Raw genomic sequence first — 23770 nt, forward strand, 5'->3', positions numbered from 1 at the left:
TCTCCCATCACATGCGGAATATGCCGAAGCGCGGCGCTTCGGGGATCGGGGCGTTGAGCGTCGCGGCGAGCGCGAGGCCGAGCACGTCGCGGGTCTGCGCGGGATCGATGATCCCGTCGTCCCATAGCCGCGCGGTGGCGTGCCACGGATTGCCCTCGTCCTCGTAACGCTGGCGGATCGGCGCCTTGAATGCCTCGGCCTGTTCGGGCGTCCAGCTCTCCGCATCGCGGTGGACGGTGGCGAGCACGCTCGCCGCCTGCTCGCCGCCCATCACGCTGATCCGGCTGTTGGGCCAGGTGAACAGGAAGCGCGGGCTATAAGCGCGGCCGCACATCCCGTAATTGCCCGCGCCGAAGCTGCCGCCGATCAGCACGGTGATCTTGGGCACGGTGGCGGTGGCGACCGCGGTGACCAGCTTGGCGCCGTGCTTGGCGATCCCCTCCGCCTCATACTTTCCGCCGACCATGAAGCCGGAGATGTTCTGGAGGAACAGCAACGGGATGCGCCGCTGGCACGCCAGCTCGATGAAATGCGCGCCCTTCACCGCGGATTCGCTGAACAGCACGCCGTTGTTGGCGAGGATCGCGACCGGCAGCCCCCAGATATGCGCGAAGCCGCACACCAGGCTGGTGCCGTAGAGCGCCTTGAACTCGTGGAATTCGCTGCCGTCGACCAGCCGCGCAATCACCTCATGCACGTCATAAGGCGCGCGGACGTCCTGCGGGATAACGCCGTACAATTCCTCGGCTGCGAATTTGGGTGCGCGCGGGGTCTGGCGGTTGACCGTCGCGGGCGTCTCGGGCTGGAGCGTCGCGACGATATCACGGACGATCGTCAGCGCATGTTCGTCATTCTCGGCGACATGATCGACCACCCCCGATTTGCGGCCGTGGGTCTCCGCGCCGCCCAGCTCCTCGGCGGAGATTTCCTCGCCCGTCGCCGCCTTCACCAAAGGCGGGCCGGCGAGGAAGATCGTGCCCTGATTGCGCACGATCACCGTCTCGTCGGACATCGCCGGGACATAGGCGCCGCCCGCGGTGCAGCTCCCCATCACGCAGGCGATCTGCGGGATGCCCTTGGCCGACATATTGGCCTGGTTGAAGAAGATCCGCCCGAAATGCTCGCGATCGGGGAATACCTCGGCCTGATGCGGCAGGTTCGCCCCGCCCGAATCGACGAGATAGATGCACGGCAGCCGGTTCTGCTCGGCGATCTCCTGCGCGCGCAGGTGCTTCTTGACCGTGAGGGGATAATAGGTCCCGCCCTTCACCGTCGCGTCGTTGCACACGATCATGCACTGGCGCCCCGAGACGCGGCCGATCCCGGCGATCATCCCCGCGCCCGGCACCTCGCCGTCATAGAGATCGCAGGCGGCGAGCTGGCCGATCTCGAGGAACGGCGAGCCCGGATCGAGCAGCCGCTCGACGCGATCGCGCGGCAGCAATTTGCCGCGCGCGGTGTGGCGCTCGCGGCTACGCGCGTTGCCGCCGAGCGCCGCCTTGGCGACATCCGCGCGCAGCCGCTCGACCAAGGCGCGATTATGCGCGTCATTGGCGCGGAAGTCGGCGCCGTCCGGCGACAGCTTGGTGTCGAGGACGGGGGCGCTCACGCCGCGCCCACCAGTTCGCGGCCGACCAGCATGCGGCGGATCTCGTTGGTCCCGGCGCCGATATCGAGCAATTTGGCGTCGCGCCAATAGCGTTCGACCGGCCAGTCCTTGGTGTAGCCCGCGCCGCCCAAAGCCTGGATCGCCTCGCCCGCCACTTTCACCGCGCTTTCCGAGGCGAGCAGGATCGCGCCCGCCGCGTCGAACCGCGTGGTGCGCCCGGCATCGCACGCCTTGGCGACGGTATAGACGTAAGCGCGCGCCGAATTGAGCGCGACATACATGTCCGCCACCTTGGCCTGCATCAGCTGGAACGCGCCGATCGGCTTGCCGAACTGCTTGCGCTCCCGGACATAGGGCAGGACGACATCGAGGCACGCCTGCATGATGCCGAGCTGGATCCCCGACAGCACGACGCGCTCGTAATCGAGCCCGCTCATCAACACGCCGACCCCGCCATTCTCCGGCCCCATGACATTCTCGTCGGGGACGAAACAATCGTCGAACACCAGTTCGGCGGTCGGCGAGCCGCGCATCCCGACCTTCTCGATCTTCTGCCCGATCGAGAAGCCGGGGAAATCCTTCTCGATCAGGAAGGCGGTGATCCCGCGCGACCCGGCGTCGGGGGAGGATTTGGCATAGACGACGAGGGTGTCGGCATAGGGCGCGTTGGTGATCCAGAATTTGGTGCCGTTGAGCCGCCAGCCGCCGTCGACGCGGGTCGCCTTGAGCTTCATCGACACCACGTCGGATCCGGCCGACGCCTCCGACATCGCGAGGCTGCCGACATGTTCGCCCGAGACGAGCTTGGGGAGATATTTCGCCTTCTGCTCCTCATTGCCCCAGCGGCGGATCTGGTTGACGCACAGATTGGAATGCGCGCCATAGCTCAAGCCGACCGAGGCCGAGGCGCGGCTGACTTCCTCGCAGGCGAGGACATGTTCGAGATAGCCGAGGCCGAGCCCGCCATATTCTTCCTCGACGGTGATGCCGTGGAGCCCGAGCGCGCCCATTTCGGGCCACAGATGGCGGGGGAAGGAATCGTCGGCGTCGATCGATGCCGCGATCGGCGCGATCCGGTCGCTGGCGAAACGCCGCGTCGTCTCTCGGATCATGTCGGCGGTCTCGCCGAGTGAATGCAGGTCTTCCACGCTTCTAACCTCTCCGCCCAGAATGCGCCTTTGTTTACCCGCCCCAAGCGCGCGAGGAAAATTGAAAGGTGGCGCGGCACATTATAGATGGCATCTATGATAGACCGCTATCTGCTGCGCTATTTCCTCGCGGTGATCGATCAGGGCAATTTCTCGCGCGCCGCCGCGTCGTGCAATGTCTCGCAGCCGACGCTCTCGGCGGGGGTCGCCAAATTGGAGGCGTCGCTCGGGCGGCAATTGTTTACCCGCAGCAACCGCCGCGTCGCGCTGACCGAGGCGGGCGCGCGGCTGGTGGCGCGTGCGCGGCGGATCGAGGCGGAATTCCTCCAGGCCGAGCGCGAGGCGGGGGCGGCGCGCGCGGCAGGGCGGCTGCGCCTCGGGATTCTCTCCAGCACCCCGACGCGCTGGACCGCCGATTTCGTCGCGGCCTTGCCGCGCGATGCGGGCGAGGTCGAGCTGGTCGAGGGGCGCGAGCGCGAATTGATCGACCGGCTGACCCGCGGGCGGATCGACGCCGCGCTGACGATCGTGCGCGGCAACCCGCGCTTCGCGGCGCGGGTGCTGTTCGAGGAGCCGTATCTGCTCGCGCTTTCCGCGGCTCATCCGCTGAGCGCGCGCGAATTGCTCGCGGCGGAGGAACTGGTCGACGAGCCGATGATCGTCCGCCGCCAGTGCGAATTGCTCGGCGAGACGAGCCGGCATTTCACCGCACGCGGGGTGCGGCCGTTCTTTCCGGCACGCACCACCAGCGACGACCGCGCGCGCGCGCTGGTGGCGGCTGGGCTCGGGATCACCGTCGCGCCGGCGTCGTTCGGCGGCGAAGGGGTGGTGATGCGCCCGCTCGCGGAGTTCGATCACCGGCGCGAGATCGGCTTGCTCGCGAGCGACGCGGCGTTGCTGGCGCATCCGCTGCTCGAACGCCTCGCAGATGGGGTTGCCGCTCCCGCTCCCTGATTTACGTCATTCCCGCGAAGGCGGGAATCCATTCTCGCAGGTCAGCGAAAGAGTCGGTCCGCCAGCCAGAATGGATCCCCGCCTGCGCGGGGATGACGGGGGCGCGACGGCTTATCCGATATCGCTTTGCGCGATCGGGACGATCTTGATCTCGACGCGGCGGTTCTGCGCGCGGCCTTCCTCGGTTTCGTTGGAGGCGATCGGCTGGGTCATCCCGAAGCCGCGCGTCGCGACGCGCGCCGCCTGCACCCCGCGCGATTCGAGATAGAGCGCCACCGCCGCCGCGCGCCGCTCCGACAAGGTCTGGTTATACGCCGCGCTGCCGGTCGAATCGGTATGGCCGTAGACGTCGATATAGGTGCGATTGTTCTGCGCGTCGGACAGCACCCCCGCAACCTTGTCGAGCGTCTGCTGGAAGCGCGGCTCGACCGTCGCGCTATTATGCGCGAAATTCACCCCCGACGGGATGTTGAGCAGCAGATCGTCGCCCTGGCGGACGACCTGTACGTCGGTGCCCGCGGTGCGCTGGCGCAACTCGCGCTCCTGCTTGTCCATATAGGCGCCGATCGCCGCGCCGGCGATCCCACCGAGCCCGGCGCCGACGATCTTCTCGGTGCGATCGTGCCGCCCGCCGACCAGATCGCCGAGCAGATAGCCGCCGAGCGCACCGCCGATCCCGCCGATCGCGGTCTTGGAAATGCGTTGCTGCCCGGTCTCCGGGTCGGTGGTGCAGGCGGCGGTCGTCGCGACGAGCGCGACGAGCGCGGCGCCAGCGGCGATCCTGGAACGAACGAACATAACGATCCCCTTGTTCGATATGAGCGGAGACAACCGCGATTGCCGGTGCTTGTTCCGTAGCCGTGATGAACAGATGCTGATGATCACCGGTTGTCGTCACAGCATTTTACCGCCAAAGATGGTCCCGAGACCATGCAACCGCCGTTCCCCTGGATCGACGTCCTGATCATCCTCGCGCTGGTGGCGCTGAACGGCGTGTTCGCGATGAGCGAGCTGGCGATCGTCTCCGCGCGCAAGGCGCGGCTCGAGGCGATGGCGCGTACCGGCCGCCCCGGCGCGCGTGCCGCGATCGCGCTCGCCGCCGATCCGGGCAAGTTCCTCTCCACCGTCCAGATCGGCATCACGCTGATCGGCATCGTCGCCGGCGCCTATTCGGGCGCGAGCCTCGGCCACCCCACCGCGGCGCGGCTCGAGGCGCTGGGGCTGGGGCATAACGCGGCGGAAAACCTCGGCTTCGCCTTGGTCATCGGCCTCACCACCTTCGCCTCGCTGATCGTCGGCGAGCTGGTGCCGAAACAGATTGCGTTGCGCTCGCCCGAGCCGATCGCGGTGGTGATGGCGGTGCCGATGACGTGGCTGGCGCGGCTCACCAAGCCGGTCGTGTGGCTGCTCGATTCGACCAGCCGGCTCGTCTTCCGCCTGCTCGGGCTGAGCCGCGACAGCGAGGATCAGGTCACCGCCGAGGAGCTCCACCTGATCGTCGCCGAAGCCTCCAAATCGGGCGTGATCGAGGAGCATGAGCGCTCGATCATCTCCGGCGTGGTGCGGCTCGCCGATCGCCCGGTGCGCGAGGTGATGACCCCGCGCACCGAGGTCGACTGGCTCGATGCCGGGCTCGACGATGCCGCGATCCGCGCGCGGCTGCTGGAGACGACGCACAGCCGGCTGCCGGTCGCCGAAGGGTCGATCGACGCGGTGATCGGGGTGGTGCAGGCGCGCGACATCGCCGCGGCATTGTTCCGCGGCGAGGTGCTCGATCTGGCCCGGCTGGTGCGCAAGGCGCCGGTGGTGGTCGACCAGATCGACGCGATGGACGCGCTCGACGCATTGCGCCGCGCCGAAGTGCCGATGGCGCTGATCCATGACGAATACGGCCATTTCGAAGGGATCGTCACGCCGGCTGATCTGCTCGCGGCGATCGCGGGCGAATTCGCCTCGGACGCCGATCTGGAGGACGGTCCCTCGATCGTCGAGCGCGACGACGGCTCGCTGCTCGTCGCGGGCACTGCGGCGGCGGACGTGCTGGCGGAGCGGCTCGGGATCGATCTGCCGGAGGATCGCGATTACGCCACCGTCGCCGGGCTCGCGCTCGCGGTGCTGCGCCGGCTGCCCGCGGAAGGCGAGAGCTTCGTCGAACAGGGCTGGCGGTTCGAAGTGGTCGATCTCGACGGGCGACGGATCGACAAATTGCTCGTCAGCCGCACGGCGGACTAGCGGCTCAACCTCCGTTCGCCCTGAGCTTGTCGAAGGGCTGCACTTCTTTTCCGCGGAAGAAAAGGACAGGGCTTCGACAAGCTCAGCCCGAACGGGGAGGGGACGTGTGCCCTATCCCGCGTTGCGCGCCATGATCGCGGCGAACCCGGCTTCCATCTCGTCGATCGTGCGGCGCGCGATCGGATGTTCCAGCGCGCGCTCGAAATAATGCGCGACCCGCGGGTGCGCCTTCACCCTCTCCCATGTCCCCGCCATCGGATCGATGATCCGCGCCAGGGCCAGTATCGGCACCAGGGCGCAATCCGCCGGGGTCGGGGTTGTCGCCGGGGCGTCCGGGATCAATTTCTCGATCGCGTCGAGCCCCTTTTCGATCGTCGCGCGCGCGGCGGCGACGACATCGGGGGCGTCGCCCATGCGGAAGACGAGATGGACCATCAGCGGACGCAGCCCGACCCCGACCTCGCCGATCGCCAGCGAGACGAGTTCGCGCGTGCGGGCGCGGGCCAGCGGGTCGGTGGGAAGCAGCGCGGGGCCGTCGAGCGTGTCGTCGAAATAGCCGACGATCGCGGCCGATTCGCACAAATGCCCGCCGTCGTCGAGCGCGAGCACCGGGACGCGCCCCATCGGGCTGATCGCCTGGAATTCGGGGGATTGCATCTGCCCGCCGAGCGGGGGCTTGACCGCAATCTCATGCCCCTTGGCGCGCGCCGCCATCAGCACGCGCTGGACGAAGGGAGACGCGGTCGACCCGTAGATATGCATGGCATTCCTCTCCTTCGTTATTGTGCGGCGCCGGACCGTTCCCCGCCCGGCCTCCCATCTGGATATGCTCGTGGGAGGCCGGGTGGGGGAGCGCGCCGGTGCCGTACATGCGGTGAAACCGCGTTTTGCTAACGGCGCTCAGACGATACCGAGCGCCTGCCGGTAGGTTTCGAGCAGCGCGTCCGCCTCGTCGCGGTGATGCTTTTCCATCTTACGCAAACGGATGATCGCGCGCATCGTCTTGGCGTCGAAGCCGGTCGACTTGGCTTCGGCATAGACGTCGCGGATATCGTCCGCGAACGCCTTCTTCTCCTCCTCCAGCCGCTCGATACGCTCGATGAACAGGCGCAGTTGCTCGGCGGAAACATTGTCGGTCATGAATCACTCCAAAATCTGTCCGCGCGGATTAGGGAGCGGGCGTCTGCGCGACAACCCCGTGATGCATGACGAATGCGACATGTTCGAGCCGCGTCACATCCTCCAGCGGGGAAGCGTCAACCGCGATGATGTCGGCGCGCTTGCCGGGGACGATCGCGCCCAGGTCGTCGCGCCCCAGCGCGTCGGCGGCGGAGACGGTCGCGGCGCGGATCGCGGCGGCGGGGGTCATCCCGGCCTTGACCAAAAGCGCGAATTCCTTGGCATTGTCGCCGTGCTTGGAGACTCCGGTGTCGGTGCCGAACGCGACCTTCACCCCGGCGGCGATCGCCTTCTTGTGGCTCGCCATCGCCGCGGCGGCGGCGGCCTCGGCCTTGGGGATCGTATTGGCGGGGAGCGCGCCGCTGCGCGCCTGCTGCACCGCGGTGACCGGGGCGATCATCGTCGGGACAAGATAGGCGCCCTTGGCCTTGAACAGCTTGATCGCCTCGTCGTCGAGGAACGAGCCGTGCTCGATCGTGTCGACCCCGGCCTCGAGCGCGGCCTTGGTTCCCTCGGCGGCGTGGCTGTGCGCGGCGACCTTGCGCCCGAAGCCGTGCGCGGTGTCGATGATCGCGCGCATCTCCTCCGGCGTCATCGCGCGGCCGAGCCCGCCGGCGACGTTCGACAGCACGCCCCCGGTCGCGGCGAATTTGATCACCTGCGCACCGAGCCCGACCTGCGCGCGCACCGCGCGGCGGCAATCGTCCGGCCCGTCGCAGGTGTTGATCTGGTGCTGGTGGACCGCATCGGCCCATTCCTCGGCCAGCCCGTTCATCCCGTCGCCGTGCCCGCCGGTGATCGAGATCATATTGCCGGCGTTGACGATCGACGGCCCCTCGACATCGCCGCGCTCGATCGCGTCGCGCAGCGCGCGGACGCCGCGCGGGCTGCCGCCGAGATCGCGCACCGTGGTGAAGCCGGCGTCGAGCGTCTTGCGCGCGTTGACCACCGCCATCATCATGTCGTCGGCGTCGTCCTGGTTGAGCCGCGCGAGCCGCGCGCGCATCGGATCGCCGCCGATCCCCCAGAGGTGGACGTGGAGATCGATCAGCCCCGGCAAGACGAATTTGTCGCGCAGCTCGATCAGATTGGCATTGGCCGCGGGCACCGCGAAGCCGTCGCGCACCTCGGCGATCACCCCGTCGCGGATGATGATCGTGCTGTTGCCGCGCGGCGCCTCGCCCGGCCGGTCGAGCAGCGCGCCGGCGTGGATATAGGTGATCTTCGTCGGTGCGGTGGTCTGCGCGACGGCGGGCGCCGCGGTGGTGACCGCGAGCGCGATCAGCAACTTCCTCAACATTCCCCTCAAACTCCCGTTCGGCAGGGGATGCATCGGCGCATCCCTTCGTTGCCGAAGCAATGAGTTAGAGGAAAGCTGGCCGATTGGGCAAGCGCGTTGGCGGCTTCGTCACCCCCCGGTGGGTGCGGCGCTTAGCCGCGCGCATTCTTCGCGACGCTTTCCTCCATCCGGCGGAGCTGCTCCGGAGTTGCCTCCTGCTGGTGATGCGCCTTCCACTCGGCATAAGGCATGCCGTAGATCGCGGTCCGTGCCGCCTCGCGCTCGAGCGCGCCGGCCTCGCCGATCCAGTCGGACAGGCAGTTGCGGCAGAAGCCCGCCAGCCCCATCAGATCGACGTTCTGCGCGTCGTCGCGATGCCGCAGGTGGCGGACCAGTCGGCGAAAGGCCGCCGCAGCGGTGGCGTCGTCGATCGCATCGATCGGGTCCATATTCTTGCTCCACGGTTGATCGGTCATGATTAGGCTTTAGGGTCGCATCCGAAATCCCGCGCAAGCGGGATTTTCGGTGCGGCACCGGCCCGCTCCCCCAACATTAATCCAACCGCCCGATCGGGACGAGGAGCCAGATGACGAAAGCGATCAACCCGCGTAGCCGCAAGGTTCGGATACTTGCGACCCTCGGGCCGGCGAGCAACACGCCAGAGATGATCGCTGCGCTGTTCGAGGCGGGGGCGGATGCCTTTCGCATCAACATGAGCCACGGCGATCAGGAATCGAAGATTCCGGTGATCGCGGCGATCCGCGGGCTGGAGAAGCGCTTCGGCCGTCCCACCACGATCCTCGCCGATCTGCAGGGCCCCAAGCTGCGCGTCGGGCGCTTTGCCGGCGGGCGGGTGATGCTCGAAACCGGGGCGACCTTCGTCCTCGATCGCGACACCGCGCCCGGCGACGCGACCCGCGTCGAACTGCCGCACCGCGAGATTTTCGCGGCGATCGAGCCGGGCGCGCGATTGTTGCTCGACGACGGCAAATTGGTGCTGCGCGTCGTGGAGCATGATGCCGATCGCATCGTCACCACCGTCGAGGTCGGCGGCGCGCTCAGCGACAGCAAGGGGCTCAACGTCCCAGACGTGGTGGTGCCGATGGCGGCGCTGACCGTGAAGGATCGCAGCGATCTCGCCTTCGCCTGCGAGCAGGGGGTGGACTGGATCGCTCTGTCGTTCGTCCAGCGGCCCGAGGATCTCGCCGAGGCGCGGCGGCTGATCGGCGGCAAGGCAGCGCTGCTCGCCAAGATCGAGAAGCCCGCGGCGATCGAGCGGCTCGAGGAGATCGTCGAGATGTGCGACGGGGTGATGGTCGCGCGCGGCGATCTCGGGGTCGAGCTGCCGCCGCAATCGGTGCCGCCGTTGCAGAAGCGCATCGTCGAGGTGTCGCGCCGGATGGGCCGCCCGGTGGTGGTGGCGACGCAGATGCTCGAATCGATGATCAAATCGCCGTCGCCGACCCGCGCCGAAGTGTCCGACGTCGCCACCGCGATCTACGACGGGGCGGATGCGATCATGCTCTCGGCGGAAAGCGCCGCAGGGGATTGGCCGATCGAATCGGTCGCGATGATGAATGCGATCGGCGAGGCGGTGGAGCGCGATCCGATGCACGGCGAACGCGTCCATTTCACCGAGACGCGCCCCGATCCCACCACCGCCGATGCCTTGGCCGAGGCGGCCAAGAGCATCGCGCGCACCGTATCGGCCAAGGCGGTGATCTGTTTCACCACCTCGGGCTCGACCGCGCGGCGCATCGCGCGCGAGCGTACGCCGGTGCCGCTGCTCGTCCTCACCCCGAAGATGGAGACCGCGCGACGGCTCGGCCTCCTGTGGGGCGCGCATGCGGTGCATACCCGCGACGTCGAATCGTTCGAGGAGATGGTCGCCAAGTCGAAGCGCATGGCGCTGCGCCACCGCATCGCCGCCGCGGGGGACAGCGTGGTGGTGATGGCCGGCGTCCCGTTCCGCACGCCCGGATCGACCAACGTGCTCCATGTCGTGCGGCTGATCGGCGACGAATTGAAGGGGCATGACGGGTAAGGGCCCGGTTGAAAATGCGGTTTCGCCGCATTGCGCGGTACGGCCCGCTCCTACTCCTCCCCTGAAAGGGGAGGGGGACCAGCCGAAGGCTGGTGGAGGGGTATTGGCCCCAGGCGATGACGCCCGCGGCTTCCACCCCTCCACCGTTGCTGCGCAACGGTCCCCCTCCCCCTCCGGGGGAGGAATGGCAGTCACCCCCCGAACGCCTTGGTCAGCCCGACGAACACCCCGCGCCGCGGGCCATATTGCGGCGCGCCGACGCCCACACCGGTGCCGTCGCGGATCTCATATTTATGGTCGGCGAGGTTGATCACATCGACCCGCACGTCGAGGTTCGGCCCCGCGAAATGGTGGCTCGCGGTCAGGTTGACCTGCGCATAGCCGGGGAGATGCCCGCCATTGGGGATCGACGTCCCGTCGGCCAGCACGGGGGTGGTGCGCAGCCCCGAGCCATAGATCATCGACCCGCCCAGTGCGCTTCCCGCGAGGATGCCGTGCTTGAACGAATAGGTCAGCCCGGCCGACCCGGTATAGGTCTGGTCGTGATCGAGGAAGATATAGTGATTGTTGATATAGGCGAGCTCGTCGGGCGCGAAGCTGAACTGGCTTGAGACGATCTGCCGCCCCTTGGCGCGCGCCACCGCGAAATTGGCGTAGAGGTTCCACGGCCCGCGCATATAGGTCGCGTTCGCCTCGACCCCGCCGATCCGACCCTTGGCATAATTGAACGGCGTGAGGATGATCGGCGCGCCGAACTGCCCCTCATCGAGCAGATTTTCCGAGATGCGGTAGTAAGCGTCGACGCCATAGGTGAAATAGGCGCTCGGCTTGGCCTGGAAGCCGACGTCGAAATAATGCTGCCGCTCGGAGAAGGGGGTGGTGTCGTCCTGGACGACCGGCGCGGCGCTGGTGCCGGCGAATTTGGCGATGCTGGTCGAGGAGACCAATTCGAACGGCGGCGGGACGAAATAGCGCGCATAGCCGATATGCGCGGTCAGCGTGTCGTTGGGCTGCCACACCAGATTGGCGCGCGGGCTGAGCTGCTGCTCGGTGCGGAACGCCGCATAGCGATCGTAGCGCGCGCCGAGGTTGAGCGTCAGCGTCGGCCCGAGCTTCCATTCGTCCTGCAGATAGGCGCTGAACGTGGTGGCGTTGCTCGCGCTATCGTCGACGATCGAGACCGGCTCGCCGGCCTGTGCGCCGGTATCATCGACCGGGAAGACATGGGTGGTCGTGTCGCTGGTGCTGTGATCGTGGATCAGCAGCACGCCGCCGCGCAAGGTGTGCGAGGCACCGAGGTGATAGACCGCGTCGACCTGCCCGCCGATCGCCAGATCCTGCTTGAATGCCGCCTGCGCCTGGCCGTTGAACAGCAATTCGCCGAGCACGTCGGGGCGGTAGCGCAGCGAGGAATAACGCGCGAACAGCGATGCCTGGATCGTCAGCGGCTCGTCGTCGTGGAGCCAGCTCAGCTGGCCGAAGGCGGTCCGCTCGAGCTGGCGCTCGTCGAGCTTTTCGCTGGGATAGGCCGATTGCCCGCCCACCGTCCACGTCCCGTCGGGCTGGAGCCCCGCGGGGTTGGGGATCTGGAACCATTGGTTCGAATAGCCCCCGACAAACGACACGCGATTGTGATCGTTCAGGATATGATCGACATAGGCGAAGGCCTGATATTGATCGGTATTGTCGTGGATCGGGGTGGATCGCCCGTCGACGCTCTCGATCCCCAGCGCATCGTGGCGATAATCGCCCGAGACGAAGTAATTGGTCTGCCCGCTCGACCCGCCATAGGTGAAGCTCGGCTCGATCGTGTCGTGGCTGCCGCCGTAGATCGACATCGTGCCGCCGTTGGAGAACATCCCGCTCTTGGTCGTGATGTCGATGATCCCCGCGCTGCGCAGGCCATATTGCGCCGGCAGCGCGCCGGTCAGCAGATCGACCTTGCTGACCAGCCGCGGCGACAGCGTCTGGCCGAACACCGCCAGCCCCTCGGGCAGCACGGTGCCGTTGATGCGATATTGCAGCCCGTTGTGATCGTCGCGGACGTGGAACTGGCCGAAGCCGTCCTGCACCACCCCGGGCAGTTGCAACAGGATCTGGTTGAACTGCTGGTTGTCGCCGCCGGGCAGCGCCTTGATCGCGGCGGTGTCGATGCCATAGCTGGTCGCGCCGAGGCTTGGCTGGATATGCGCGCGCGCTTCGTCGAGCCGCTTCGCGGTGACGACGACGTCCTTGGGCGCCGCGGGGCCGGCGTCGGTCGCGTCGGCCGGCGGGGGATTGTCCGCGGCATAAGCGGACGAGGCGGTGGAAAGCGCGAGGAAAGCGATACCGGAAAGCAATCTGGGCCGCATGACGACTCCATGATATAAGATAACATTTCCCGGTAAGAGGTGGCGCTAAGCCTTCTTCGGCCCGATTGCAAGTGCTTCTGCGCTAAATGGCGAAGCCCAGCGCGCGGAGATCGGCGCGCAATCGCTCGGCGCCGGTGAACAGCAACGCATGCATCCCAACAGCCGCCGCGCCGTCGACATTGGCCTGGCGGTCGTCGACGAACACCGCATCCTGCGCGGCCAGCCCGAATCGGTCGAGCGCGAGGTGGTAGATCGCGGCGTCGGGCTTCATCAGCCGCTCCTCGCCGGAAACGACGATATCGCGGAAGCGATCGAACATCGCGGCTTCCTGCGCGCGGAACGGCGGGAAGAATTCGTGGCTGAAATTGGTGATCGCGAACAGCGGCACGCCGGCCGAATCGAGATCGCCGACCAATTCGGGCATCCCCGGCATTGGCCCCGGGATCTGCTCCGAGAAGCGCGGTCCCCAGGTCGCGATCAGCGCGGCATGATCGGGGAAACGCGCGGTCAGCTCCGCCGAGGTGTCGGCGAAGGCGCGGCCCATATCGTGCTGGAAATGCCATTCGCGCGTGCAGATGTCGCGCAGGAACACGTCAAGCGCCTCATCATCGGGGATGAGGCGCCGATACAGGACCCGCGGGTCCCAATCGTACAGGACGTGGCCGACGTCGAAGATGACGCTGCTGGGATGCGGCATCGTCTCGCGTCGACCGGCAATCAGGGCTGGATCAGCCCTGACGCGCCTTGAAGCGGCGATTCGTCTTGTTGATGACGTAGGTACGGCCGCGGCGACGGATCACGCGGTTATCGCGATGCCGGTCCTTGAGCGACTTCAGGCTATTGCGGATCTTCATGGTGGATTCGCTTCTTGAAAATAGGTTCTCGTGAAAGCGTGGCCGCCTAGTGCCGAGGGCCTTGCAAGTCAAGCCGGAGCGCGCGAGACGAGGCCGATAACAGGGCTTTTGGCCGATACGAAGGATTCGGGCATGCGTAAGATGGTCGTCGCGATGGTGGTGGGGCTCGGCGCCGCCGGGCTGGCGGGGTGCGCGACCGCGCCGACCAGCTTCCCGGTGCAGGTATCGCGCTATCATTATGATGCGATGGCGACGCGCGGCACGATCACCGTCGAGCCGCTCCCCGGCGGCACCGTCGCGAGCATCGAATATAAGACCTATGCCGCGGCGGTGGAGGCCGAATTGCTCCGCCAGGGCTTCACCAGCCCGCCGCCCGGGACGCGCGGTGAGTATCTCGCCACCGTCGCCTTCACCCGCGCCGAGCGTCCGCTGCCGCCCAAGCGTTCTCCGTTCACGATCGGAATCGGCGGCGGATCGTTCAGCGGCGGGCGCGGCGGCGGGGTCGGGCTCGGCGGCGGGGTGAGCTTCCCGGTCGGCGGCGGGGGCGAGCGCGTCGGGATCGTCACCGAGCTGTCGGTGCGCATCCGCCACGGCGCCGACGCGGTGTGGGAAGGGCAGGCGCAGTCGCTGACCGACACCAGCGCCCCCAATGCCGACGTCCAGGCGATCTCGGCGCGGCTCGCACATGCGCTGTTCACGGGGTTCCCCGGCGAGAGCGGGCGGACTATCGAGGTGAAATGACCCTCAGCATCAATTCCGCCTTCGACGGCGGCAATATCCGCGTCATCGGGCAGGACGGCGATCGTATCGATCTGGAGATCGTCAACGATCACCTGTCCGATTTCTATCAATGGTTCTATTTCCGCGTCGCGGGGCTGGCCGGACGGCAGGTGACCTTCCGCATCGTCAATGCCGCGGGCTCGGCCTACCCGTTCGGCTGGCCGGGTTATCAGGCGCGCGTCTCGACCGATCGCCGCCAATGGCGGATGATCCCGACGCGTTACGCGCATGGCGCGCTCGAATTCGACTGGACCGGCGACGCGCAGGTCGCCTGGTTCGCCTATTTCGCGCCCTATACGATGGAGATGCACGCCGATCTGATCGCGCGTATCGCGGCCAGGCCGGGGGTCGTCCATCGCGAACTCGGCCTCAGCCTCGACGGCCAGCCGATCGATTATTTCCGCGTCGGCAGCGGCGCCAGGCAGGTGTGGCTCTATGCCCGCCAGCATCCCGGCGAATCGATGGCCGAATGGTGGATGGACGGCGCGCTCGATTGGCTGACCAGCGATGCCGCGCGCGATCTGCTCGCCAAGGCGACCGTCCATGTCGTCCCCAACATGAACCCGGACGGCACCCGCCGCGGGCATCTGCGCACCAATGCCGCGGGGGTGAACCTCAACCGCGAATGGCATGCCCCGACCGCCGAGCGCAGCCCCGAGGTATTGTGCGTCCTCAAGGCGATGGACGAAACCGGGGTCGATTTCGCGATCGACGTCCACGGCGACGAGGCGATCGCCGCCAATTTCATCGCCGGGTTCGAGGGCATCCCGTCATGGACCGACGCGCACGGCGAGAAATTCTACGAATTCGGCCGCCGGCTCGCCGCCGCCACTCCCGATTTCCAGACCGAGAAGGGCTATGAGAAATCGGCGCCCGGCAAGGCCAATCTGTCGATGTCGACCAACCAGCTCGCCGAGCGCTTCGGCGCGGTATCGGTGACGCTGGAAATGCCGTTCAAGGATCATGCGGTGAATGCCGACCCGGTGTTCGGCTGGAGCCCGGAACGGTCGCGCGGCCTTGCCGTCTCGTGCCTCGAGACGCTGGCCGGCATGATCGACGGGATCTGACGCGATGGAGCTGCGCGAGGGCGGGCTGGGCGATGCGCGGGTCCGCGCGCTGATCGAACTGCACCTCGCCGAAGCGCGCGGCTCGACCCCGGCGGACAATGCGCATGCGCTGGGCGCGGCGGCGCTCGATCGCCCCGACATCAGCTTCTGGGCGATGTGGGAGGGGGAGGCATTGCTCGGTATCGGCGCGTTGCGCGCGCTCGATGCGGGACACGGCGACCTCAAATCGATGCGCACCGCGCCGGCGCATCTGCGCCGCGGGGTGGGGCGGGCGATGCTCGCGCACCTCATCGCGCTGGCGCGGTCGCGCGGCTATACGCGGGTCAGCCTCGAAACGGGGACGGCGCCGATGTTCGACGCCGCGAACCGGATGTACGAGGCGGCGGGGTTCGTCGATTGCGCGGCTTACGGGGGTTATCCCGCGAGCCCGCACAATCGGTTCATGACGCTGGAATTGTAGCGATCATAGTTCGTAGGTCGGCGTGGCATCATCGTCGGGCATCGGAGGGTAGACGATTGGCTTGTCGCCAAAATATTGGCGGACGATAAGCTCGCGTCGATCGAAATCATACAAATCTTCCTCGCTCATTTCATCAGGATAGTTGAATTTTGCGGTAAATTTGCCCTTTTCGATAAGGTACTCGATCTCGGCCCAGCGCAGATCGGAATCCTGAGCCTCCCAAAGATCGTACAACACGCTGCCGAGGCTGTTCAGGTCAGGTGATCGATAGAGAATCTGATCGCCAAGGTTCTTATAAATCGACGGAGCGACGTACTCGCGATCGAGTTGCGCGTACAATAGGGTGGCGTGGAGAGGATATTCGGTATCCTCAGCAAGGAGGCTTCCGATCTCGGCGAGAAGGCGCTCGGTTTCATTATTTTGCATCGCTTTTCTTTCCGCTTTCGTTCGGGATCTGGATGCTGTGCTCCCGGTCATTGATTGTGAACCACGCGTTGATCAGGGATGGGCGCTGTGATTCTCCCTCATAAACCGGGACGATCCTAAACCAGACCCTTTTCCCTTCGGCCTTCGCACGTGCCCATTGATCTTCCATCGCGCGATAACGGCCGCGGTTCACTTTCGCGTCCTGCGCAAAGTGATTGAACGCGTCGGTCGGGCCGTTGAAGCGTGCGCCGACATAATGCCCACCATCATCGGTCGGCCGCCGGTCGGCGCCACCGGCACGGGCTTGCGCCGAGCGTGAGCGGCTCGGTTTTTTCGCCATGTCGACCTCGCCTGAAACCTCTCGCACCTTCGCATTGGGGTCGAGTTGGTAAGCATATCCATTGCGCACGATCGTAACGCGGTTGACGGGCTTGGTGATAACCGCTCTCGGCGTGCCCGCTCGCGCCCGGGTCGCGCGCCCATCTTGTTTCCGCTTTTCCGGAAGTCCCCAATCCCCGCTAGCGCCGCCACCGCCGAAGCCGCCGCCCCGCCGCCGGTAAATCCGCCACCGTCCCAGCGCTGTGCGAAAAAATTTCCAGTCCCGGCAAAGGTGAAGCGTCCGGTCCGTGGGTCGTGCCACGGATTGAACTTGACCTCCCTGCCGTCTGCGCCGCGCGCAACCGGCCACCTCCCGGTCCGCATCCACACCACAAAGGCGCGCCGGCGCTCGCTCTCGATATTGTCGATCATCTATGCCCCCGCTGCTTCGAGCGGCGAGAACATTTGGAGAACATTCTCCAACAAGTCAATTGTTCTGGTCGTGTCCAACGCGCCTTTTTCCGCGGCTTTCGCTCTGCTAGCAGGCAAAGATGAGCAATTCCCGCGGCATCCCGCTTTCGCTTTTCGCCTTCTCGATCTTCTACGGCGGCATGGTCTGCATCGCGGGCGTGCTCGGCAACAAGCAGGTCGCGCTCGGGCCGCTCGCAGTGGAGGCGGGGATCTTCGCCTTCCTGCTGCTCGTCGTCACCTCCAGCGCGGTGGCCGAACTGCACGGGCGCGACGTCGCCAACCGGCTGGTGCGGATCGGTTTCGTGCCGCTGATCGTTTCGCTGCTGCTCACCCTCGTCGTGCTCGCGGTGCCGGCCTCGCCGGAAATGGAGCCGGCGCGGCTCTCCGCGTTCGAGACGATGATGACCGGCACCCCGCGCATCTGGCTCGGCGGGATCGTCGCCTACGGCACCTCGCAGACGCTCAACGTCACGATCTTCGCCTGGCTCAAGAAGGGCGAGGGCGGGCGCCTCTTGTGGCTCCGCGCGGGAATCGCCAGCGTGCTGAGCCAGGTGGTCGATACCTTGCTGTTCGTCACGATCGCTTTCTGGGGGGTGTTCCCGATCGGCGCGCTGCTCGTCGGGCAGATGCTCGCCAAGGTCACGCTGTCGGTGATCCTCGTGCCGTGGCTGATCTATCTGTTCGTCGCGCTGGGGCGCAGGCTGGACGGCGCGCCCGTTGCCTGATGCGCGGAGTCAATCGCGCGTTGCCCTGATCGGCTTTGAACCCTAAGCGCGCGCGCATGACCGATCACACGCCCACGCCCGATCTGCTCGCCAAGGCCGAAACCCTGGTCGAGGCGCTGCCCTATCTCCAGCGCTATGCCGGCAAGACCTTCGTCGTGAAATATGGCGGGCACGCGATGGGCGATCCCGAGGCGCAGCGCGATTTCGCCGAGGATGTCGTGCTGCTCAAGGCGGTCGGGATCAACCCGGTGGTGGTCCACGGCGGCGGGCCGCAGATCGGATCGATGCTCAAGCGGCTCGGGGTCGAATCGCGCTTCGTCGACGGGCTGCGCGTCACCGATGCGGAAACCGCGCAGGTCGCCGAAATGGTGCTCGCCGGATCGATCAACAAGGAAATCGTCAGCTGGATCAGCCACGCCGGCGGCCGCGCGGTCGGCATTTCGGGCAAGGACGCCGGGCTGGTCCGCGCGGAAAAGGTCGGCCGCACCCAGCCCGATCCGCTCCAGGGGATCGAGCGCAACGTCGATCTGGGCTTCGTCGGCGAGCCGGTGGCGGTCGACCGGCGGCTGATCGATTCGCTGGTCAGGGACGGGATCATCCCGGTGATCGCGCCGATCGCCGCGGGCGCCGACGGGCATACCTATAATATCAACGCCGATACGATGGCCGGCGCGATCGCCGCCGCGCTCGGCGCCTCGCGCTTCTTCCTGCTCACCGATGTCGCGGGGGTGCTCGACAAGCAGGGCGAGCTGATGACCGATCTCACCCCGACGGATATCGCCGGGCTGCGCGCCGACGGGACGATCTCGGGCGGGATGATCCCCAAGCTCGAAACCTGCGTCGCTGCGGTCGAGGCCGGGGTCGATGCCGCGGTGGTGCTCGACGGGCGGGTGCCGCACGGCATGTTGCTCGAAATCTTCACGCGGCGCGGCGCGGGGACGTTGATTCGTCGCAAGTGACTCGAAACGCGTCCTGTTTTGGGGTGCGATTGTCGTTAACGTCCAATTAGGAATCGTAAAAAGAAGGTAAACGCTGCCCCGCCGAGTCGGAATCAGGTCCCAGCTCGTAGCTTTGCGCAATGGGAGCAGACGATGAGAATAATTGCTTTAACGGGGGCCGCCGTGTTGGCGGTCATGGCGCCGGCGGCCTATGCGGCGCCGACGATTCACTTTGACGGCGGTTCGGGCACCACGGCGGCGGGCACGACCGTTTTCCAGAATTTCGACAGCTATGCGCCGGGCACGCTGCTCGGCACCAAGACCTATGCCTTCGATGCCAACAGCAGCCTCGGGGTCCGCCCGGCTTTTGGCAGCACGGGCAATTTCGCGTCGGTCGTCGGGGGCGGCACCTATACGGTGAATTTCGCCGCGACCAACATCCTCTCCTTCGTGCTCGGGTCGCTCGACAGCTTCAACAAGCTGACGCTGCTGTTCGCCGATAACAGCTCGGTCACCTATCTCGGCAACCAGATCATCGGCGGCCTGCCGTATATCAGCGGCGATCAGCACAGCCCGCTGAGCAACGGCGTGGTGACCTACAACGCCAATGGCGGCCCGCTGATCGTCGGCGCGACCTTCAGCACGCGGAGCAATTCGTTCGAGATCGACAATCTCGCGCGCGGCGGCGTGCCCGAACCGGCCACCTGGGCGCTGATGATCCTCGGCTTCGGCGCGATTGGCGGGGCGGTTCGCTACCGTCGGCGCGCGACTGTCCGCGCCTGATCGGGGCGCGATTGTAAGAACGGGGGAGCCGCCGGCGGTCGCGCCGGCGGCTCCTTTGTTTTGTCCGACGGCGTCGCCAGTCGGGCGCGGGTAAGAGAAAGCAAGCGCGATTATACGCCGCAATCATCTCTAACGTCCGAAAATGGGTCAGGAATTTTTACAAGAGTTGATTGGCCTCCGCCGCTGCATATCACCTAGTGAAGACCCGATTAGGCTTTCGTGATTGCGCAAGGAGTCGGGTGATGAGGACGATTGCAATGCTCGGGGCCGCTGCGCTGGCCGCCATGTCGGTGGCGGCGGATGCGGCGCCGACGATCAGCTTTGCCGGCGGCACGGGCACGGCCGCGCCGGGAACGACGGTTTTCCAGGATTTTGAGGGTTATGCGTCGGGTTCGTGGGCGGATACCAATACCCAGTTCGTCAACCCGACCGGCACCAATAATGCGCGTCCCGCTTTCGGCAGCACCGGGAATTTCGCGGCGATACGCGCCAACGGCAGTTATACGGTGAATTTCGGCCCGACGAATCTGTTCTCTTTCGTGCTGGGATCGCTGGATAGTTATAACTCGCTGAACCTGCTCCTGGCCGACGGCAGCAGCGTCAGCTATGCCGGGGGCGAGATCATCGGCGGGCTGTCCTATGCGAGCGGCAACCGCACCAGCGCCACGAGCAACGGCGTGGTGACCTATAATGCCAATGGCGGGCCGCAGATCGTCGGGGCGACCTTCATGTCGGGAAAGAGCTCGTTCGAAATCGACAATCTCGCCGCCGCAGTGCCCGAACCGTCGACCTGGGCGATGATGATCTTCGGCTTCGGCGCGATTGGCGGCGCGATGCGCCACCGCCGGCGTGGCGCACGCGTCTTCGCCTGATCGCGGCACGACCGCCAAAAAAAGATTTAGCCGCCGCTCTCAGCGTCGGCGGCTTTTTTGTGAGGGCAGCGCGACGGCTATCGCGCGCCGATCCGTCGGGACGGGAAAAGCAATCCCGATTTCGGTCGGCGATTACCGTTAACGTCCCAAAACAGGGCGAAGAATTTACAACAGTTGATTGGTCTCCCGCCCCGCCCCGCGCTTAAATAAATCGGAGATTAAGTATTCGTGCGGGGGTTCAAGGAGCGCATGATGAAGACGATCGCAATGTTGAGCGCCGCCGTGCTGGCGCTCGCCGCCCCGGCGGCTTTCGCGGCGCCGACGGTTACTTTCGTCGGGGGCTCGGGCGAGATGCCAGCGGGCGCGACGATCATTGAGAATTTCGACGGCTACGCGCCGAATTCCTCGATCGGAACCGAGGCGTTCGCGTTCAGCACCAAGGGCAGGCGCCCGCTCTACGGCAGCACCGGCAATTTCGCTGCGTTGCGCGCCGGGGGCAGCTATTCGGTCGATTTCGCCCCGGCGACCTTGTTCTCGTTCGTCATCGGGTCAGTCGACAGCTACAACACGCTGACGCTGTTGCTGTCCGACAATAGCAATGTCACCTATACGGGTGGCGAGATCATCGGAAAGTTAGCGACGATCAGCGGCGCGAACGATGCGCTGCGAAACGGGCTTGTCACGTTCAACGCCAGCGGCGGGCCGAAGATCATCGGCGCGACCTTTGCCTCGACGGGCAATTCGTTCGAGTTCGACAATCTCGCCGCCGCAGTGCCCGAACCGTCGACCTGGGCGATGATGATCTTCGGCTTCGGCGCGATCGCCGGCGCGATGCGCCACCGCCGCCGCGCGGCGCGCGCGTTGGCCTGATCGCGGCGCATTGGCCTTGCAACAGAGCCGTCGTCGGCGGTGGCGCCGGCGGCTCCTTTCCTTTGCGCGAACGCCGCCCCATATCGGCTGCCCATCGACAGTTGTTCCGCCGGGCGGTAGGCGTCGGGGTGCAACGCAACAAGTAAAGAGGGCCGCGTGCTGACGCTCACCATCATCCAGATCCTGCAAGTGTTGCTCGATGTCACCTGGTGGGTGATCGTGATCCAGTTCGTCCTGTCGCTGCTGATCGCGTTCAACGTGATCAACATGCAGTCGAACTTCGTCCGCACCCTGGCTTATGGCTTCGACCGGCTGACCGAGCCGCTCTACCGCCCGATCCGGCGCATCCTGCCCAATCTCGGCGGGCTCGATCTGTCGCCGGCGCTGGTGCTGCTGGCGATCGCGATCCTGCGCATCATCCTCAACAATATCGCCGCCAGCATCGTGTTGGGCGGCGCCTGAGCCGCCGATCGGGAATGACGGGGGAGGGCGTGGCGGCGCGCGCCAAGCGGCTGTGAGCGCCTGGCGCGAGACCGATAGCGGCATCGCGCTCGCGATCCGCGTCACCCCGCGCGGCGGGCGCGACGCGTTGACCGCCGGGACGGACGAGCATTTCGCGGCGCGCATCGCCGCCGCGCCGGTCGACGGCGCGGCCAATGCGGCGCTGATCGCGTTGGTCGCCAAGACCTTTGGCGTGGCGAAGCGCGACGTGACGGTGACCGGCGGCGAAACCGCGCGGCTCAAGCGGCTGGCGATCACGGGGGACACGCGGGCGCTGGCCGAACGCGCCCGCGCGCTTTATGGCGAGGCGCTATGACGGCAACGATGATCGACGGAAAAGCATTCGCCGCCGGGCTGCGCGCCCGCGTGGCGGAAGGCGCGGCACGGATATTCGCGGAGGCCGGGCGCAGGCCCGGGCTGGCGGTGGTGCTGGTCGGCGACGATCCGGCATCGTCGGTCTATGTCCGCTCGAAGGGCAAGGCGACCGTTGCGGCGGGGATGGAGAGCTTCGAGCATCGCCTGCCCGCCAGCACCGGCGAGGCCGAGCTGCTCGCTTTGGTCGCGCAGCTCAACGCCGATCCGGCGGTCGACGGTATCCTCGTTCAATTGCCCTTGCCCAAGCATATCGACGAACGCGCGGTGATCACCAGCATCGACCCCGAAAAGGACGTCGACGGTTTCCACCCGGTCAACGCCGGGCGCTTGGCGACCGGGCTCGAAGGCTTCGTGCCCTGCACCCCATACGGCTGCCTGATGTTGCTCAAGGATCAGCTCGGCGATCTCGCCGGGCGCGACGCGGTGGTGATCGGCCGCTCGAACATCGTCGGCAAGCCGATGGCGCAATTGCTGATCCGCGAAAGCTGCACCGTCACGGTGGCGCATTCGCGCACCCATGATCTGCCCGATGTCGTACGCCGCGCCGATATCGTCGTCGCGGCGGTGGGGCGCCCCGCGATGGTCAAGCCCGATTGGGTCAAGCCCGGCGCCACGCTGATCGACGTCGGGATCAACCGCACCGATGCGGGGCTGGTCGGCGATATCGACCCGGCCTGCGCCGAGGTCGCCGGCGCGATGACCCCGGTGCCGGGCGGGGTCGGGCCGATGACGATCGCCTGCCTGTTGCGCAACACCCTGGTGTCGGCGAGCCGCCGGCTCGGCGTGGCCTACGCCATCTGATGACCGAGCTGTTCCTCTCGGCGTTCGTCACCTTCTTCGTGGTGATCGATCCGCCGGGATGCGCGCCGATCTTCGCCGGGCTCACCGCGGGGGCGACGCCCGAGCATCGCCGCGCGATGGCGGTCCGCGCGGTCGGCGTCGCGGCGCTGATCCTCACGGTGTTCGCGCTGTTCGGCGAGAAACTGCTCCACGGGCTCGGGATCGAGCTGGCGAGCTTCCGCATCGCGGGCGGGGTAATGCTGTTCCTCATCGCGCTGGAGATGGTGTTCGAAAAGCGCACCCAGCGCCGCGAGGACCGCGCCGCGAAGGTCACCCCGGCCGAGGCGGAGGACGTGTCGATCTTCCCGATGGCGATGCCGATGATCGCCGGCCCGGGCTCGATCGCCTCGGTGATGCTGCTGATGGCGCGGAGCGACGGCCTCGAGCGCAGCCTGATCGTGCTCGCGGCGATGTGGCTCAATCTGCTGATCGCGCTGATCGCCCTGCTCGCCGCGGGGAGCCTGATGCGGGTGCTCGGGCCGAAGATCGAGGCGGTGGTGACGCGGCTGCTCGGGGTGCTGCTCGCCGCGCTGGCGGTGCAATTCGTGATCGACGGGCTGCAGGCGCAGTTTCACTGAGGGCGGCGTTAGCGCGATTCCCTCTCCCCGTTCGGGCTGAGCCTGTCGAAGCCCTGCCCTTCTCTTCCAAGGAAGAAGGGCAGCCCTTCGACAAGCTCAGGGCGAACGGGTGGGAG

The 23770-nt window shown here is 66.6% G+C and carries 27 protein-coding genes; 15 read left to right on the forward strand and 12 right to left on the reverse strand.

The window, feature by feature from the left end:
• Positions 1 to 7 precede the first annotated feature (7 nt).
• Together NED98_RS18890 and NED98_RS18895 are read right to left on the reverse strand one after the other, a co-directional pair.
• Positions 8 to 1609 (reverse strand): carboxyl transferase domain-containing protein, encoded by a 1602-nt coding sequence (locus NED98_RS18890; protein ID WP_265314050.1) that lies wholly within the window; start codon positions 1607 to 1609, stop codon positions 8 to 10.
• Positions 1606 to 2721, reverse strand: coding sequence for an isovaleryl-CoA dehydrogenase (locus tag NED98_RS18895; RefSeq protein ID WP_265270287.1), 1116 nt, complete (start codon positions 2719 to 2721; stop codon positions 1606 to 1608). Before NED98_RS18895 ends, NED98_RS18890 begins: the two co-directional genes overlap by 4 nt.
• 132 nt (positions 2722 to 2853) lie before the next feature.
• Between NED98_RS18895 and NED98_RS18900 the strand changes: the two genes are divergently transcribed.
• Complete coding sequence (locus NED98_RS18900; protein WP_432423349.1) at positions 2854 to 3711, forward strand: LysR family transcriptional regulator; 858 nt, start codon at positions 2854 to 2856, stop codon at positions 3709 to 3711.
• A 111-nt stretch (positions 3712 to 3822) separates the two neighbouring features.
• On the opposite strand, the gene NED98_RS18905 is transcribed toward NED98_RS18900, so the two are convergent.
• Positions 3823 to 4509 (reverse strand): YiaD family glycine zipper/OmpA-like lipoprotein, encoded by a 687-nt coding sequence (locus NED98_RS18905; RefSeq protein ID WP_265270205.1) that lies wholly within the window; start codon positions 4507 to 4509, stop codon positions 3823 to 3825.
• A gap of 132 nt (positions 4510 to 4641) precedes the next feature.
• Between NED98_RS18905 and NED98_RS18910 the strand changes: the two genes are divergently transcribed.
• Entirely contained in the window at positions 4642 to 5943 is a 1302-nt protein-coding gene (locus NED98_RS18910) for a hemolysin family protein (RefSeq protein WP_265270203.1), read from the forward strand.
• 111 nt (positions 5944 to 6054) lie between these two features.
• Here the strand turns inward: NED98_RS18910 and NED98_RS18915 are convergent, their stop codons facing one another.
• From NED98_RS18915 to NED98_RS18930, 4 genes are all read right to left on the reverse strand, one after another.
• A complete protein-coding gene (locus tag NED98_RS18915) occupies positions 6055 to 6705 on the reverse strand; it encodes a glutathione S-transferase family protein (protein WP_179513215.1) in 651 nt (216 codons plus the stop codon).
• A 138-nt stretch (positions 6706 to 6843) separates the two neighbouring features.
• The gene (locus tag NED98_RS18920; RefSeq protein WP_179513216.1) at positions 6844 to 7083 is read right to left on the reverse strand and encodes a DUF2312 domain-containing protein; all 240 of its coding nucleotides are present in this window, start codon (positions 7081 to 7083) and stop codon (positions 6844 to 6846) included.
• Between the two features lie 28 nt (positions 7084 to 7111).
• On the reverse strand, positions 7112 to 8422 hold the full coding sequence (locus NED98_RS18925; protein WP_179513217.1) for a metal-dependent hydrolase family protein: 1311 nt from the start codon (positions 8420 to 8422) through the stop codon (positions 7112 to 7114).
• Positions 8423 to 8553: 131 nt separating this feature from the next.
• Positions 8554 to 8877: a DUF1244 domain-containing protein gene (locus tag NED98_RS18930; RefSeq protein WP_432423344.1), complete on the reverse strand. Its 324-nt coding sequence runs from the start codon at positions 8875 to 8877 to the stop codon at positions 8554 to 8556.
• 110 nt (positions 8878 to 8987) lie between these two features.
• Between NED98_RS18930 and pyk the strand changes: the two genes are divergently transcribed.
• The gene (pyk, locus tag NED98_RS18935) at positions 8988 to 10445 is read left to right on the forward strand and encodes a pyruvate kinase (RefSeq protein WP_179513218.1); all 1458 of its coding nucleotides are present in this window, start codon (positions 8988 to 8990) and stop codon (positions 10443 to 10445) included.
• A 191-nt stretch (positions 10446 to 10636) separates the two neighbouring features.
• Here pyk and NED98_RS18940 read toward each other — a convergent pair whose 3' ends face one another.
• The 3 genes from NED98_RS18940 to ykgO all read right to left on the reverse strand — a co-directional run bounded on the left by NED98_RS18940 (position 10637) and on the right by ykgO (position 13650).
• Positions 10637 to 12796 (reverse strand): TonB-dependent receptor, encoded by a 2160-nt coding sequence (locus NED98_RS18940; protein WP_265314053.1) that lies wholly within the window; start codon positions 12794 to 12796, stop codon positions 10637 to 10639.
• An 82-nt stretch (positions 12797 to 12878) separates the two neighbouring features.
• Entirely contained in the window at positions 12879 to 13493 is a 615-nt protein-coding gene (locus tag NED98_RS18945; RefSeq protein WP_265270198.1) for an HAD family hydrolase, read from the reverse strand.
• 31 nt (positions 13494 to 13524) lie between these two features.
• Positions 13525 to 13650 carry a type B 50S ribosomal protein L36 gene (gene ykgO / locus NED98_RS18950; RefSeq protein WP_003046794.1) on the reverse strand — a complete coding sequence of 42 codons (126 nt, stop codon included), beginning with the start codon at positions 13648 to 13650 and terminating at the stop codon, positions 13525 to 13527.
• Positions 13651 to 13782: 132 nt separating this feature from the next.
• On the opposite strand from ykgO, the gene NED98_RS18955 reads away from it, so the two are divergent.
• The 3 genes from NED98_RS18955 to NED98_RS18965 are packed head-to-tail and all read left to right on the forward strand — an operon-like array spanning position 13783 to position 15957.
• Positions 13783 to 14391, forward strand: a complete 609-nt coding sequence (locus NED98_RS18955; protein ID WP_265270197.1) for a hypothetical protein — start codon at positions 13783 to 13785, stop codon at positions 14389 to 14391.
• Positions 14388 to 15497 carry a M14 family metallopeptidase gene (locus NED98_RS18960; protein ID WP_265314054.1) on the forward strand — a complete coding sequence of 370 codons (1110 nt, stop codon included), beginning with the start codon at positions 14388 to 14390 and terminating at the stop codon, positions 15495 to 15497. Before NED98_RS18955 ends, NED98_RS18960 begins: the two co-directional genes overlap by 4 nt.
• A 4-nt stretch (positions 15498 to 15501) precedes the next feature.
• Positions 15502 to 15957 (forward strand): GNAT family N-acetyltransferase, encoded by a 456-nt coding sequence (locus NED98_RS18965; protein WP_265314055.1) that lies wholly within the window; start codon positions 15502 to 15504, stop codon positions 15955 to 15957.
• A 3-nt stretch (positions 15958 to 15960) separates the two neighbouring features.
• On the opposite strand, the gene NED98_RS18970 is transcribed toward NED98_RS18965, so the two are convergent.
• Together NED98_RS18970 and NED98_RS23210 are read right to left on the reverse strand one after the other, a co-directional pair.
• On the reverse strand, positions 15961 to 16383 hold the full coding sequence (locus NED98_RS18970; RefSeq protein WP_265314057.1) for a hypothetical protein: 423 nt from the start codon (positions 16381 to 16383) through the stop codon (positions 15961 to 15963).
• Entirely contained in the window at positions 16373 to 17089 is a 717-nt protein-coding gene (locus tag NED98_RS23210) for a DNA/RNA non-specific endonuclease (RefSeq protein ID WP_349293276.1), read from the reverse strand. Before NED98_RS23210 ends, NED98_RS18970 begins: the two co-directional genes overlap by 11 nt.
• 163 nt (positions 17090 to 17252) lie before the next feature.
• On the opposite strand from NED98_RS23210, the gene NED98_RS18980 reads away from it, so the two are divergent.
• From NED98_RS18980 to NED98_RS19020, 9 genes are all read left to right on the forward strand, one after another.
• The gene (locus NED98_RS18980) at positions 17253 to 17897 is read left to right on the forward strand and encodes a queuosine precursor transporter (RefSeq protein WP_265314058.1); all 645 of its coding nucleotides are present in this window, start codon (positions 17253 to 17255) and stop codon (positions 17895 to 17897) included.
• Positions 17898 to 17953: 56 nt separating this feature from the next.
• The gene (gene argB / locus NED98_RS18985; protein ID WP_179513225.1) at positions 17954 to 18856 is read left to right on the forward strand and encodes an acetylglutamate kinase; all 903 of its coding nucleotides are present in this window, start codon (positions 17954 to 17956) and stop codon (positions 18854 to 18856) included.
• Between the two features lie 162 nt (positions 18857 to 19018).
• Positions 19019 to 19618 carry a PEPxxWA-CTERM sorting domain-containing protein gene (locus tag NED98_RS18990; protein WP_265270189.1) on the forward strand — a complete coding sequence of 200 codons (600 nt, stop codon included), beginning with the start codon at positions 19019 to 19021 and terminating at the stop codon, positions 19616 to 19618.
• Positions 19619 to 19860: 242 nt separating this feature from the next.
• Entirely contained in the window at positions 19861 to 20490 is a 630-nt protein-coding gene (locus tag NED98_RS18995; RefSeq protein ID WP_265314059.1) for a PEPxxWA-CTERM sorting domain-containing protein, read from the forward strand.
• A 252-nt stretch (positions 20491 to 20742) separates the two neighbouring features.
• A complete protein-coding gene (locus tag NED98_RS19000; protein ID WP_265314060.1) occupies positions 20743 to 21360 on the forward strand; it encodes a PEPxxWA-CTERM sorting domain-containing protein in 618 nt (205 codons plus the stop codon).
• A gap of 156 nt (positions 21361 to 21516) precedes the next feature.
• Positions 21517 to 21822 carry a YggT family protein gene (locus NED98_RS19005; RefSeq protein ID WP_432423345.1) on the forward strand — a complete coding sequence of 102 codons (306 nt, stop codon included), beginning with the start codon at positions 21517 to 21519 and terminating at the stop codon, positions 21820 to 21822.
• 52 nt (positions 21823 to 21874) lie between these two features.
• On the forward strand, positions 21875 to 22177 hold the full coding sequence (locus tag NED98_RS19010; protein ID WP_265270185.1) for a DUF167 family protein: 303 nt from the start codon (positions 21875 to 21877) through the stop codon (positions 22175 to 22177).
• Positions 22174 to 23037, forward strand: a complete 864-nt coding sequence (folD, locus tag NED98_RS19015; protein WP_265314061.1) for a bifunctional methylenetetrahydrofolate dehydrogenase/methenyltetrahydrofolate cyclohydrolase FolD — start codon at positions 22174 to 22176, stop codon at positions 23035 to 23037. The genes NED98_RS19010 and folD overlap by 4 nt, the downstream gene beginning before the upstream one ends.
• A complete protein-coding gene (locus NED98_RS19020) occupies positions 23037 to 23654 on the forward strand; it encodes a MarC family protein (RefSeq protein ID WP_179513229.1) in 618 nt (205 codons plus the stop codon). Before folD ends, NED98_RS19020 begins: the two co-directional genes overlap by 1 nt.
• Positions 23655 to 23770: the final 116 nt, after the last annotated feature.

The organism is Sphingomonas lycopersici, from assembly GCF_026130605.1.
Classification (GTDB): domain Bacteria; phylum Pseudomonadota; class Alphaproteobacteria; order Sphingomonadales; family Sphingomonadaceae; genus Sphingomonas; species Sphingomonas lycopersici.